The sequence below is a fragment of the Eisenbergiella sp. OF01-20 genome, from assembly GCF_003478085.1.
Taxonomy (GTDB): domain Bacteria; phylum Bacillota; class Clostridia; order Lachnospirales; family Lachnospiraceae; genus Eisenbergiella.
Genome location: NZ_QUES01000027.1, coordinates 42564 through 56980 on the forward strand (window position 1 = coordinate 42564; position 14417 = coordinate 56980).

The 14417-nt window shown below is 46.6% G+C and carries 7 protein-coding genes; 1 reads left to right on the forward strand and 6 read right to left on the reverse strand.

Going from position 1 to position 14417, the window contains the following annotated elements; all coding sequences use genetic code 11:
• Nucleotides 1-78: 78 nt before the first annotated feature.
• From DXA36_RS23630 to DXA36_RS23650, 5 genes are read right to left on the reverse strand one after another with little or no spacing between them, the layout of a single operon-like run.
• On the reverse strand, nucleotides 79-783 hold the full coding sequence (locus DXA36_RS23630) for a type II secretion system protein (protein ID WP_118681896.1): 705 nt from the start codon (nucleotides 781-783) through the stop codon (nucleotides 79-81).
• A gap of 5 nt (nucleotides 784-788) precedes the next feature.
• Nucleotides 789-1151, reverse strand: a complete 363-nt coding sequence (locus tag DXA36_RS23635; protein ID WP_118681897.1) for a hypothetical protein — start codon at nucleotides 1149-1151, stop codon at nucleotides 789-791.
• Nucleotides 1130-1738, reverse strand: a complete 609-nt coding sequence (locus DXA36_RS23640; RefSeq protein WP_118681898.1) for a hypothetical protein — start codon at nucleotides 1736-1738, stop codon at nucleotides 1130-1132. The genes DXA36_RS23635 and DXA36_RS23640 overlap by 22 nt, the downstream gene beginning before the upstream one ends.
• Nucleotides 1728-11045 carry a GLUG motif-containing protein gene (locus tag DXA36_RS23645; RefSeq protein WP_118681899.1) on the reverse strand — a complete coding sequence of 3106 codons (9318 nt, stop codon included), beginning with the start codon at nucleotides 11043-11045 and terminating at the stop codon, nucleotides 1728-1730. Before DXA36_RS23645 ends, DXA36_RS23640 begins: the two co-directional genes overlap by 11 nt.
• Nucleotides 11046-11090: 45 nt before the next feature.
• On the reverse strand, nucleotides 11091-11981 hold the full coding sequence (locus DXA36_RS23650; RefSeq protein WP_118681900.1) for a prepilin-type N-terminal cleavage/methylation domain-containing protein: 891 nt from the start codon (nucleotides 11979-11981) through the stop codon (nucleotides 11091-11093).
• Nucleotides 11982-12168: 187 nt separating this feature from the next.
• Here DXA36_RS23650 and DXA36_RS23655 point away from each other — a divergent pair, with 187 nt between their 5' ends.
• On the forward strand, nucleotides 12169-13542 hold the full coding sequence (locus DXA36_RS23655; RefSeq protein WP_118681901.1) for a sodium-dependent transporter: 1374 nt from the start codon (nucleotides 12169-12171) through the stop codon (nucleotides 13540-13542).
• A gap of 111 nt (nucleotides 13543-13653) precedes the next feature.
• Here the strand turns inward: DXA36_RS23655 and DXA36_RS23660 are convergent, their stop codons facing one another.
• A complete protein-coding gene (locus tag DXA36_RS23660; protein WP_412250273.1) occupies nucleotides 13654-14184 on the reverse strand; it encodes a spore maturation protein in 531 nt (176 codons plus the stop codon).
• Nucleotides 14185-14417 lie beyond the last annotated feature (233 nt).

Here is a 14417-nt window from a genome sequence, read left to right on the forward strand (position 1 = left end):
AATATACGAAATATTATTAATTTTTTATAAATTTAGCACTCTAATTAACATAATTAATACTCTGTAGTTCGTGAATAATCAATTTATAACAACATTAATGTCACTGGCATCCATATTGCGGCACTTCACTACCCGGCTTATTGTTTGAGGGCTGTAATGTGTTTTGGAATTTTCCAAAGTAACTGTAATGCGGATTAAATTTTTATCCTCTTTTACCTTTTCTATTTTCAGCTCTGTCAATTGGGTTCCCATGTATGACGGCTTTCCATAGTACCAGTTGGTGTACTCTATACTATCTGCAGCTGTTGAACCTGTTTCGGGATCCACTGCCTTTGTGCAATAGCGCAGAAGAAGCATCTGGTCCATAATCCCGCTCTCGTCCAAACCGGCTCGCTCCGTTTCGGGCAGTATATCCCCCAGCATCCCCACAGACACTTGTATGCCTTCTTCATTCAGGAACACCGCGCTGTCATGCCTGCTGCCGTCAGGATCCAAATGCTGCCGGATATACAAGGCATATTTTTTTTCTTCATCCGCTGCGCTTTCTCCCAGAGGAACAAATATCCCGCCCTGTCCGTCTGCAAGTTCTCCTGTGGCCTTTGTCAAAAGGATATCCGCTACATTCTGGGCTGTGGAAATACTTTTCACCCTTGCAAATACATGCATGAAAGAAGACATGACAGCAGTAGCGGATACCATAAAGATTCCGATGAGGACGAAGGTAACTATCAGTTCTATGAGCGTATAGCCTTTTTTATTCCGCAGTTTTTTCCAAATCCTCATTTTCTTCAGTCCTTATCAAAATAGTAATACTCGTAGCTGATACCGTCTTCCGTATATGTTTTGGCATATCCCCGGGAATTGTTTATCCGTAATTCCATACCGCTTCCTTTTATGGGAACAAGCGTATAGTTCTGGGATACCAGGATCCCTTTCTCCCCTGTTATATAATATTCCTCCACGGCATTCTCAATTACCTTCCTTTTTGCCCCGGATTCATTGATCAGTTTCAGGGAAACTGTTGTGGAGGTGGTCATCATCAGAATACCCAGCATAAGGATAGAAAAAGCTACTACTACAGATACAATAGAGGTACCCTTTGTATCCTCTACCGCTTTTTTGTATTTTATTATGATTTTACAAATATCCATTTTGCAGCCTCCTCCTTTATAACAAGAAGCTTATATTTTTGCCGGATGTGGTAGCTGTCATTTCCTTTGCTGCAGGTAACTGTCGTATAAAGAAACAGATCGCCATATTTTAATGCTTCCTCTGACTCCTCTTTCCTCTTATTCCATTCATCCGCATCCAAACCGGTTTCATTACCATAATAAACCTTTATAGTAATATCATATCCGCGTATGGTATCTTTTACCGCTTTTCCATTATCAAACTGGGGCTGGAATTCCCATGCCATGCCTTCCTTCCCTGTATACCAGCAGAAATCAAAAGCGGTGTCACTGAGAAGCAAAGCTTTGACATCTTCCTGGAATTGAGTAACCCGGGTGGTATCCGTCAAATCCTTTGCCATCATTTCGCTGAAGCTTTCCACAGCAATGCGGCAGCGGGTAAGGGCGGCATTTTTCTTCAGGGATCCGGTTACTGCGGATACGGACAGAAGGAGGGCAAGGGAAAGCGCCGTGAAAAGAAACATAAGGCAAACCACAACAATCATGGCATCTCCCTTTTTATTTATCCGTTTGCTCCCGGCATTCCTCTTTCTTTTCTTATCCCACATGGCCCGGCTCCTCCTTCTTTATTCCGTCTGCCGGCCCGTTTCCGTTGCCGGCATAGGAGCCGGGGTGAGCCGCAGTTTGTGTATATATCTGCGGTTTCGGTTCTTCCCCCCGGGGCTCTGTCTTGTGATCGTACTCCATACGGCCTTCAGGATCCGTATGGCTCCGGGATTCCATATGACTCTGGGACTCCGTATAACTCTGGGACTCTGTCTGACTTTCATACTCTGTCCGGTTCTGGGACTCTGACTCGCTTTCAGGCGCCGTATGGCTTTCTGTAGATGCTTCCGTTTCGGTGCCGGTTTCGATGCCAGTGTCGGTTTCGGTGCCGGTTTCCGTTTCTTTTTCCGGAGCCGTTCCTGTGCTTGTATGGGACACGGATTCCTGTTCTTCCTCCATGCCGGTTTCAGTCTCGATTGAGTTGTCCGATACAGAATCCGTTTTTTCTTTAGCAGGCAGGCTGTTACCCGATAAGGTGTTTTTTCCATTGACAAAAGCTGTCGTAGTATCGTCTTTACGAAGTATTACCGGAACTTTGCCGTCTTGTACTGTAAATATTGGTTTACCGCCAAGTTCACCGCTATTCCATGATCCTAGAATTTCATCCAACGTTTTGTCGGTTTCCCCCTTTTCCCATGACAGTGATTCCGGTTTATCCTGCTCCCCTGTACGAACAAAGAACACGGTGTCTGAATTCGCACGGGCACTGTCTGCCCCGAAGGTTTGTTGTACCGAAATCGCTGAAGTAAACAGATATTGGAATTCCTCCCCTGCCTTCGTACCATAGACTTTGCTGATATCCGGCAGGATAAGGCTGCACCTGAATGTATTAACTCCATCCTTTCCGTTATTAACAATCCTGAGTCTGGCCGAATGCTTTGACACAGAATTCTCCCACGGCCATGCAGTTTCGAAAGTAATCGAATCCAGGTTTCCTTCATAGACATTATCCTGTTTCTTTTGCATGGTTATCTCTGTATTATCTGTTTTAACCACAGGGATATTTCCTTCTGCAAAATCGATGGAAATAGTATGGCTGTTCCCTGATAAATCTTTGATTGCAACGAGGCAGGTTCCTTCCTCATATTTCCAGTCCCACAAGAATGTTTCCCGGAAAACAGAATGCACTCCGATATTCTCTTCCGTATCTTCTCTCACTAATGAAACAACATCCGGTTTCACTTTCGGAAGCTGCACAATCTGATAACCGGACCATACGGAACTGATGCTTTCCTCCTGCGCAGCCCTGTACCGGGTAACCAGATATTTCCCGGCAAGTTCTGTACTCCAGCCTGTTAAATTGTCTTTATGTAATGCAAATGTAACCGTGTCCGATAATGCCTGTGATACTACAACACACGGCTGATCCGTATTCGGAGCCAGCGGCTGGACGGTTATTGCCCCGTTTTCATCCAGGAAATCGGGATTTATGGTTCCGTCTTTCCTAATAAAATCATTTCCTTCATAGCTTTCAGCATAAACGGCAGCTTCCAGTTTATACTCACCGGAAAGTCCACTGCCTTGAAGGACATATTTCATGGAAAGCTTATCAAAAGCGTCCTCTGGATATTCGGATCCGCCGGTAATCTTTCCGCCGTTTTCATCTTTCAGATCCGTCATTATACCTGCGGGCAATTCCAGGCGCTCCGGTATCTTCACCCTGTAATGCGGGCCTTCTGCGGAATCGCGGAATCCTTCATTTCCATCCATTGCTGCCGCAATGACATACAGTTCCACTTCCCAGCCGCTGAAGGGTTCCAGGCTAAAGTTTTCTTCTTTGTTTTCACTATAATTTTTATTATACCCTGGTTCATAAGGTCCGGCTGCTTTTTTTCTTACGGAAAGAGATACTTTAAAGCCTGTAAGCTTTCCTGAAACATCCTTCAGCATCTCCACGGAAGCATCTCCATAAGCCTTTTTCAGCTTCTCCTCCAGCTCCTGCGTCTCTTTCTTTTCAGCCTCCCCGCAGGAAACCTGGGCATACAGCCTGTATTCCTTCAGATAGCTGCGCTGCGGTTCGTCTAATATACGGTTCCAGTAAATATCGTAATTCAGTTCGTCCTGTGACGTAAGCTGTACGGTTCCCCAGGTAATCACGGGAAGCTTCCTGTCATTTTCCCTTACGGATTTACTGTACAGTTTATCAACTACCTGCCTTGTCCCGCCAAAAGAATCCGTTATCTCCTTCTGAATACCCAGCCTGGTAACCTCCAGCCGCATGGTCTTATAATTATCCTCCCAGCCGGATCCGGTTATGGTAAGGCTTGTCTGTTCTGTTTCCTTCAGGCTTTCCAGACAAACCTCACTGTTATCTTCCCGGATGCCCATCAGTTTTACCTGATATCCGGCACCGCCGTCTCTTTGTCCGCCGTCCCAGCGGAAGGTTGTTGTATCACCGTTTTGTTCGTATTCCTCCGAAATAACCGGAGCAGGCTGTTTTAAGTCATTTAACTTAATGGTTTGTTCCGCATATTGCTTCGGCGAAGCAGCCGGATCCTTCAGATAAAATCTGGTATACACATTATATAATGGCTCTCCGTCACTGCGGGCACCGACACGTTCTATTACATAGCCACTGTTAACCTTATATTTGTTTTTGTTTTTTGCATTTCCACTCCTATCCATCAAAGTAAAAGTTCCATCCTTGGTAAGATAGGTCCCATTTGAAACCAACTGCTTCGCTGTAAGGGGCTGTTCATTCAATGGTTTCCTGCTTCCCAGGTAACAGGCGGGTGTTTCCGCCGTATTTCCGTCTGTCCCTGTCAATGTGTTTCCTGATGCATAGGCATATGTCCTGACCTTGATGTTATCCATTTCCGGACACAGGCCTTCTGCCTGGTACTCTGCCAGTAACAGGTTCACGTCTGAAATACTGCCCGATGTTATTTCTTCCCTGGCCCTTCCGGAAACCGTATCGCTGCTTCCTGCAGCGACTTCTGCACCGAGCTGGGGATCGAACATAACCAGTTCCGTCCGATACAGGGTACTGCGTCCTTCCGTCGAACTCTTAAAAAGCGTATCATAACCCAGGGTATCCGGAGAGGTTCCGGTCAAATAAGGCGTTCCCCCATCCAGGCTGATTTCCGCTACCTGGTCTTTCAGATACTCCCCGGTTAACATCCATTGCTCCATGGTAACTACGGGAGATTTTAAGTATTTACTTTCTTCCTCCGGAAACATTTGGAATCCTATCTGCGACTTTTCCTCCCCGCCAAATTGGATATCCTTGATTTCCATAACCACTTCGCCGTTTTTCACCTGGAAATCCTTGCTTGAAAAGCTTGCTTTTTCCTCCCCGATATCACCTGTCTGGAGGGTAATAACCAGTCTGCAACCGGCAAATCCGGTCCCTGCTTTGTAGGCCTGTGCATTTTCCAAATGCAGAAACCAGGTATCCGCCGCACTGTCCTGTTTTTCCAGATAGATTTCCGGTGCAGGCAGCATAGGCTGTACTTTTATATAGGTATTGTTATTTTCATCCGCATAATATACCTCATCCGAGTCATATTCTTCCCCGAAAATACTCTTGGCCCTGACGGAGATCCGCAGATACAATCCGGCCCAGTCCATAGAAGGGGTGATAACTGTGTTTGTCCCAGTAGGGATGTATGCACTGCTTCCTTTGCCTTCCACCTTACTGCTTTCCTTCATTTCGGTATACAAAACCGCCTTTACTTCATACCCATAGGCTTCGTCCCTAGAATCCCAGGATATATGATACTCGCTGTTTTCCAGCTTCACCTGCAATCCCTGCGGCGGGTTCAGTTTTTCCCTGACTCTGTTTTTCCAATGGAGCTGATCATCAATCCGCAGATATAATTCTTTGCCGGTTTCGCTCCAGGTACACGGATTTTCAGACATATCCCGGATGAAAGGCACATTGTCGAACCTGCTCTTCCTATAGGCATTCCAGCTGTCCGCATTCGGGTTTTTCTTTACATACAGGGGTTCTGCAATCCCTCTTTTCTGCGCTTCTTCCGGAGGCATTTGCGTGTTATCCACATAGATATCCCATATGGAGTAATAATTCAGGGCCTGAAACGCCGCTTCCTCATATCCGTTTAGATGGATCGTAATGGATTCCACTTTTTCATTCCGCCATCCCTGCGAATCCTTCAGGGATACCCTTTCGCAATCCTCCAAGGATGCTCCCGCGTCTTTGTTTCCCCCGGCTTTTCCCTTCCAAAAATCGCTTCCGTCAGCCGGTTTGAGATCTACAGTTTCTCCGCCTTCATAAGCTACGGTAAGGGTAAATTGAACCGTCCTTTCGCTGTCCTGTTCCCGGAACCAGGAAATACGCAGATATTCCGTGTTAATAGCGGTATCTTTTCCGTCCTTATCCTTAAAGGTAAGCTTTACACTTGCATCTGCGCTTTTTTTGAGTACTGCCCTGGTCCGGTTATCATTATCCGCAATGTTTGCCGCATTGTCAGCCGTTGTCCCGGAATCGGGATACAGGGTAACCGCCATGGTATTTCCGTCAAAGGAAGCAGGCTGCGTAAAATAATAGTTATTATCGAAAGCGGCAGGACGCAGGGAATCGGAAGCCACCGGATTTTTTAAATCCGACACATTGATGCATTCCGATATCTTCAAATACTTGTCCGCTTCAAAGGTCCCTTGTTCCTCTTCTGCTGTTTCACCCAGAATGCCATGCATGGTATCCTTTTGGTTTACCGGCTCTCCGTAATTCCGGCAGTCATTTACGGAAATCTCTCCCCCGTTTGCTTTCCCGTCCAATACGCCGATAATTCCGCCTGTAACAGATGCATTTCCATCAAGATCAGCCGTATTCACACAATTGCGGATTAAAAGGGTTCCGTTGGCAATCCCTGAGATCCTGCCTGCCACGCCGGCCGCATGCTTCCCGGATACTGTCCCATGATTTACGCAATTTTCCACTTGTAGGGTAATCCGGCCATCCGTCTGGTCCACGATGCCGATAATACCTGCCGTATTATGATCCCCTGTTATGATACCGTTATTTTCACAGCCGGTTATGACGGATTCCCCGGAAACCAGTCCCACAATTCCACCGGCTCCCGTAAAGTCCGTCCCTGCTGCCTGTACATTCCCGGAAAACGTACAATTCGTTATATTTCCCTGGTTTTCTCCCGAAATACCGCCAACAGCGCCGGAACCGGAGGATATAAGAATCTCCCCTTCCGCTTCTCCCGCATCTATGCTTCCTCTGTTGACACCGGCAATACCGCCAGCCCGGTACACATTTCCGGATATCTCCACATCGGCATCGGCCCCGCTGACAGTGCCGGCATTAAAACCGGCGATTCCGCCTGTACAGCCATTCTCTGTCCTCACGCTTCCTTTCATTGTCAGAGAAAAGGGGTGATCACCGGTGGAAGTACTGATTTGGCCAAAGTTTTCAGCCGCCAGACCTCCTGCCATCCGGCTGCCGGTTACAATCCCGGATACCGTACAGTCCATAATTTTTCCTTCTGCGGTATTCTTCCCTGTAATACCGCCGGCATAGAGTCCCTGGGATGTATCCGGCAATTTTACCTGGCAACGGATAACCGTACCGGCATTCACTTCTGTCAGATTTCCGTAATAAGTAGTCCCCAGAGCCTGAGCAGTCACAGCACCTTCATTGATACAGTTATCAATGGTCACCTTGTTTTGCGCCATACCGATGATTCCGCCGGTATAGGAATAATTGACCGGATCTCCATCGCTGCGGATATAAGGGGTACCCTTTTCATCATAGGCGAGTACAGCCTGTGTCAGGCCGGCTGCATTCCGGCTGTTTAAAGATGTGAAGTCGGTAGAAGAAATATTTCCTTCCGAATACACCGAAGCCCGGTTCACCAGGCCGCGCAGTTCCAGATGGGTATCCCGGGCATTATATCCGATAATACCCCCGATCATTACACCGCCGCTGACTTCCCCCACGCCATTGCTATGGGTTCCCTTCCCGGTATTTGCCGTCGTCTCGCCGGCATCGCCTGTGGTATCTACAAGATACAGTTTACCGGCTCCCGAAAGATTCCCGGTATCCTTTTCCCATTGGAGGACAGCTTTTACCGCACCTGTCAGATCTTTTCCATAAGTACCTGCAATATCAGCCAGGACTTCCGCTTCCTTCCGGATACGTTCCCGCCTCTGGGCGGAATCTCCCGGTACATATAAAATACGGTTGTAGCCGATATATCCTCCTGCTATTCCGCCCACTATTTTGGAATTTCCATTATGTATGGCCGTTACTTTTCCCATCTGGTTTCCGGTCCGGCACTGGAGATACCAGTCCTGGCCTTCCGCATTATCCATAGCGGCCAAATTCCCTCCTATCAGACCTCCCACATACCATAAACCCGATACACAATCCGGTTCCGCCTGAAGCAGCTTATCCGCAGACGCTTCCTCTGTCCCGGAAAAAACGGTATCCGATACATTGCATCCGATCAGACCGCCCACAAAGGCATCACCGTCCACATAACCGCCTTTCCTGTTATATTTGCTCAGATCCAGGACACCATCCGCATCGTTATAGCCAATCAGGCCGCCGACATAGTTGGTGCCTACAACAATATCCCCGTTTGTTTTTCCAGAAGCCGCCTTCACCAAACCATTGTTATAACCGGCCAGACCTCCGGTGCATCCTTCCGTATCGTAATTGATCCAATTCCGGATCGCCGCTATTTGTGTTTCCCCATCTGCAACCGTAAGATCTTTCGTACTGGTACAATCCACCAGCTTTCCTGTATTAAAACCGGTTATTCCGCCCGCATATCCCACAAAAGAAACCACAATCCCTTTATTCGTCCAGTTTTGGACGATTCTGGCTTCCTCATAGCTTTCCAATGGTTCCCGGCTGTTATCCAGGGAAGCATTTGCCCCAAGAATACCTCCTGCATATTCATAGGCAATAATATCCGTTTTATTTTCTGCGCCTTTACCATCCAGAATCATATTTCCCATGCTTGCGTCATATTCCAGATAGCCGGCAATACCGCCTACATATTTATGGCCTTTCAGGGTTCCTCCTTTGGTCGTGCAATTTTCCAGGGTACTTCCTGCCGTACCATATCCGACAATTCCCCCCATATAATCGCCGACAAAGTCATCTTCTCCTGCAAAATCACTGGTTTCCATCGCATAAAAATCTTTGTTCCCCAGTGTACTTTCACAGTTCCTCAGGCTAGCCCCATACGAATAGCCCACAATTCCTCCCAGATAAACAGACGTTTTCTTCTTGCCCAGATAACCGGTGACAGACCCTTTATTTGTACATTCCTGAATCACGCTGCCGGCAGCGGTCAGCTTGTCGTTTCCAAAACAGGATGCCCCAATAATGCCGCCCACATAAGAATTCCCGGTAACCGGAACCTCGTTATGCAGCTGTATATAACCCTTCAGCTGCTGGCCTCTGCCGTCCGTTGTAAGATATGTCTCATCTACTTTGTCCGTATCCAGCAGAAAAAGATCCCCTCCTGTAATTCCTCCCACGAACTGCAATCCATTGACATAGCTCGCTTCTGCCAGTTCGTTCTGCGTCATGGCCGACATCTCTTCGCTCCGTTTTACGGCAATGCGGGATATGGATCCCAGGTTGACTCCGCAGACCGTGCCTACATAATTCTGTCCTTCCACTTTCACATCGTAAAAATCCACATTGGAAATCTGACCCTCATTCCATCGGAAAAGGCCCAGTGCATAATTTTTTACCTGTTTATAATCGGATACCTTTGCCGTTTTTTCTTCATACAAAGTCAGACCGCGGATTTGATAATTTCCCGGTAAAATACCCTTTCCGGCAGAATAACTGCTGTTTTTATGTAAGACAGGGGTTGACGGGAACGGCATTCCGTCCGCATTGCTTAGCTGGGTACTGTACGGCGCCTCCGGATTAACCTGCCATTCTCCCTGCGGCCGTGAAGTATCATAAAGCTGGTAACGGCCCACGAGGCCGTCCGTTCCGCCCCAGCCGATATCTGCCGTCTGGCTGTAGCTTACCTTTGTCTGCTCCCCGCTGCCGGGAGAGCCGGCAAGCCCATGAAAAATTTCGGTATAGCGCATATTATATAAATGACGGGCATTCTGTATTTCATATGTTATGTTCTTATTGGCGGATTCCTTCTTTTTCCCCATAAACGGGTTTTGTCCCGTGTTGGTGGTTTTGGTGTTTGCATTATGAAGATCCACGCCCGCGCAGGCCTGGACATAGATGCTTTCCGTATCAAAAGGGATTCCAAAGGACGCATCATCCGCTCCCATAAAACGGAGAATACCGGTAGTATTTACATAAAAACCGGAATCCAGAAGGGTCTGGTAGCTTTCCTTTCCCTCCACCGTATTCGCATATTTTTCATCCAATATTTCCGAAGCCTGCAAATCCACCGCATCCAGTACAATACAGATTTCTTTGCTTTGGTTAACGGTTATCTGAAGCGGATATTCCTCAGGAATTTCCTCATCCCCGTTTTCATTGAATTTTGCCACCTTAACCATAGCGGTATGGGTGGTCGCCGTATTATTGTCATTATCTCCCAGATCACTTCCCTTGATATAAAAAGAAAGCCGTTTTTTATGTGCGGCATCATATACTTCGAAGCCATAATTATATTTCAGCATAAACCGTTCATATTTTGGGGACAGTTTCAGACGGAGGACAAGCATTTCTTCGTTATCCAGAGACGCTTTCTGGAAAGAAGGCTTACCATAGCTTTCTAAAGGGGCCTGTTCGGAAAGCACCGTATCATAATATCCCAGCAGTTGTTTTTTACGAAGTCCTTCGTCTTCACGGATACGGGAATTTATCCCCATTGTCACGCCGTCCGATCCGTCATCCTCCGAATAATTAAAAGAAGTAACCCGATCCGAATAGCTCAGGGAATAAACCGCGCCCTCCCCCGGATCGAATTCCAGCCGGATTGCTGCTTCAAATATTTTCTGGTCATAGACATAATTACATAAAAGCTGATAAAGGCGGTTCCCTTCCAGGTTATCTTTTTCATCCGCCCTGATATCCAGATAGTAAAGGGTTCTGGAAGCGTCATAATCCCGGACCAGCCCGGAACCTGCACCGCCGTTTTCCACATATGCAAGCAATTCCTGTGTATTGCCGGCTGCCGCTTCCTGGGCAAGCGCCGCCTGCGCAGCGATAAACAGCGTCTGCGCGTATTCATTGTTCTTTTTATATATAGAATTGCGGTTCCAGGAGGCGATACCCATTACTGCACCGGTGAGAAGGATTGTCAGGATGACCAGGGTGACGATGACCTCTACCAGGGTAAAGCCGGAGGTATTCATTTGTTTTAATTGTTTACATAAACTTTCTTTATCCGATTTCATTTTTAATCCTTAGTTAATCTATATTTATAGTGATTAAACCATCAGCTACTTCACAGGATATAATTTTACCCAATTATGCATATTATTGCTTTCTCCCGGATACCCAATCCATACTCCTTTATCTACCCCGGAATCCACTCGCATAAAATACTCTCCGTTATATAGAAATACCATTCCGACAGATATTTTTTCTGTAGTATGGACAGTTCCTCCTCCATCAGTTTCAATGATTTCTTCAAAATTATATATTTTTTCTCTCTTTCCATTTTGCTTGTCAGTCGGTATTTCCTGCATCAACCAAGCATTCTCTCCCTGCGTATTATTTAAGGATCCATTTGTTTGTGCATAAGCAAATTTACCATTTGATAATTTATAAATGTTATATTTATTTACCTGAACATTATCTTTTTCATCCTCTAAATTTACTTGATAGTAAAATTCAATACCATCTATTATGAAACTTCCATCATTAATCATATTCGAAGGGACTTCCGGAGCAACAGAAGACGTCATCTCTACTGTTTCCGTTGAAGATTCAGGCTTCTCTGTCTCATCCCCAGGCAGTTCAGACTCCACCTCCGAAATTTCCACAAGCTCACCGCCCACACCCTCATCAACTGCCGAAAGGGCACTATCCTTCCCATGCACACTACATTCCACCGTATTATCATCCGACGCACGATACACCCCGCCCGAGGGACAACTGATATCCGTATTTTCCGCCAGCACCTTAGCCATCGTCACTCCGGGAGCTAAAGCTCTGTCCGACTCCAAACGGGCCAGCAGGGCCTTCCTGTTAATATCGCAATCTCTTTTTTTGCCATTATCAATATACTTTCCCAACGAAGGGACCGTAATTGCCGCCAGAATCCCCACCACCACCATGACGACAATGATTTCCACCAATGTGAACCCCTTTTTTCCTATACTTCTCATAGAGTACCTCTTTTACATGCAAGGGCAGATCCGCCCTATTATTGAGATTATTCCATCATACCATAACAAAAATCGTTTCACAAGCAGGTTAACACCCGTGTCTTACCTCCCAATTTTCCTATTGACTTCCCCCACTTTCTTTTATATGCTGATATCGTATATACTAAATTTGAGGGGGAACTTTATCATGGAAAAAAGAGAGAAATTCTCATCCCGACTGGGATTTATTCTGATTTCAGCCGGCTGTGCCGTAGGACTTGGCAATGTATGGCGTTTTCCTTATATTACCGGCAAATACGGCGGGGCAGCATTTGTCCTGATTTACCTGGTGTTTCTTGTTATACTCGGCCTTCCTATTATGGTAATGGAATTTTCCGTAGGCCGCAGCAGTCAGAAATCAGCGGCCAGAAGCTTTCACGCCCTGGAACCCGCCGGTACCAAATGGCATTTCCTATCCTATATCGCCATCGCCGGCAATTACCTGTTGATGATGTTTTATACCACTGTAGGGGGCTGGATGCTGTCCTATGTGGTTAAAATGGTAAAAGGCGAGTTTACCGGACTGACACCCGATGAAGTGGGCGGTGTATTTAATAACATGCTTACCCAGCCGGGATCCATGACCTTCTGGATGATTTTCACCGTAATCATCAGTTTCCTGGTCTGCAGCCTCGGCCTTCAAAAGGGCGTGGAACGAATTACAAAATTCATGATGGCATCCCTGTTCGTCATTCTGATCATCCTTTGCATCCGGAGCGTAACCCTGCCCGGAGCGGCGGACGGAGCCGCTTTTTATCTGATTCCCGACTTCACCAAAATAAAGGAATACGGATGGTTTGATGTCATATTCGCCGCCATGGGACAGGCTTTCTTTACCCTGAGCTTAGGAATCGGGGCCATGGCTATCTTCGGCAGCTATATCACGAAGGATCATACGCTTACGGGTGAATCCATACGGATTTGTGTTTTAGATACCCTGGTGGCCCTGCTTGCCGGTTTAATTATTTTCCCGGCCTGTTTTGCCTTCCAGGTGAATCCCGGAGAGGGCCCGGGGCTTGTGTTTGTCACTCTGCCCAATATCTTTAACCAGATGGCCGGAGGCAGGATTTTCGGAACCCTGTTCTTTGTATTTATGAGCTTTGCCGCTTTATCCACAATCATAGCGGTATTTGAAAATATCATCAGCTTTTCCATCGACTTGTTCAGCTGGAAAAGAGGGAAAGCCGTTGCGGTAAACCTGGTGCTGATTATTGTTCTTTCCCTGCCCTGTGTATTCGGATTCAATATCTGGAGCGCAATCGCTCCTTTGGGTGCCGGTTCCACCATCCAGGATTTGGAGGACTTCATTGTTTCCAATAACCTGCTTCCGTTGGGAAGCCTTGGATATCTGCTGTTTTGTACCAGCCGTTATGGCTGGGGCTGGAAAAACTTCATCGCGGAAGCGGATGCCGGCCGGGGTGTCAAATTCCCCAAATGGTCCCGCATATATGTAAGCTTTATTCTGCCTGCAATTGTATTATTTATATTTATCATGGGATATATCCAGAAATTTGTAAAATAAGGCATAAAAAAATCGGCATGTCCTACCGGGACATGCCTTTTTATTACATATTATTCTATACCATCCTCTCAGTGTCCCCGGCGCAAAGCCCGTACCGGCATCGGAAAAGCTTTATCCTCCAAATATCCCCGCCAACAGCACACTTGCCACAACCCCCACCGCGGTTGCCGTCAGTGCACCGGCTAATGTATACCGGGTCTTAGTCACCTTCGCTGCCATAAAGTAAACACTCATGGTATAAAAACAGGTTTCCGTACAACTCATTAAAATGGATGTCATCATCCCGATATAGGAATCCGTCCCATAATTCTTAAAAATATCAAGCACCAGACCCGTAGCCGCAGAGGAAGAGAAAAGCTTAATAAAAATAAGAGGCACAATAGGCGCCGGAAGCCCGGCCGGTTCCGTTATCTTTCCAATTACCCCGCCAAAAAACTCAAGGAATCCGGATGCACGCAATATCCCTACCGCCATCATCAGACCAATCAGAGTGGGCATAATCTTGATAACGGTATGAAAACCATCTTCCGCCCCTTTGATAAAATCCTCATAAACATTGGTATGATGAATCACTCCATAAGCCACGATATAAAATATCAGGGCAGGAATTATGATATTGGATAGGTTCGCCAGCGCATTCATCATAAGAAAGGATACCTCGGCAGTATTTTCTAAACAATATATGCGCTGCCGCCCGGTCTAAGAACCAAAGTACTGTAAAACGGCTTTTTTCTTCTTCCTGTCATCGGCTTCGTCAAGCGGATCCACCAGTTCCCCCATCCACTTCCGGGCTGTCCTGGACCTGCAAGTAATATTTTGTATAGCCTTCTCTAATTCAATCTTCTTCTCCTCTTTCTCAACACATTGCTATCTTA

What these genes read in the sequence shown, in the direction of transcription:
- DXA36_RS23645 (WP_118681899.1), bottom strand. Translation starts at nt 11,045, where the DNA reads ATGAAATCGGATAAAGAAAGTTTATGTAAACAATTAAAACAAATGAAT.
- DXA36_RS23640 (WP_118681898.1), bottom strand. Translation starts at nt 1,738, where the DNA reads ATGTGGGATAAGAAAAGAAAGAGGAATGCCGGGAGCAAACGGATAAAT.
- DXA36_RS23650 (WP_118681900.1), bottom strand. Translation starts at nt 11,981, where the DNA reads ATGAGAAGTATAGGAAAAAAGGGGTTCACATTGGTGGAAATCATTGTC.
- DXA36_RS23635 (WP_118681897.1), bottom strand. Translation starts at nt 1,151, where the DNA reads ATGGATATTTGTAAAATCATAATAAAATACAAAAAAGCGGTAGAGGAT.
- DXA36_RS23630 (WP_118681896.1), bottom strand. Translation starts at nt 783, where the DNA reads ATGAGGATTTGGAAAAAACTGCGGAATAAAAAAGGCTATACGCTCATA.
- DXA36_RS23660 (WP_412250273.1), bottom strand. Translation starts at nt 14,184, where the DNA reads ATGAATGCGCTGGCGAACCTATCCAATATCATAATTCCTGCCCTGATA.
- DXA36_RS23655 (WP_118681901.1), top strand. Translation starts at nt 12,169, where the DNA reads ATGGAAAAAAGAGAGAAATTCTCATCCCGACTGGGATTTATTCTGATT.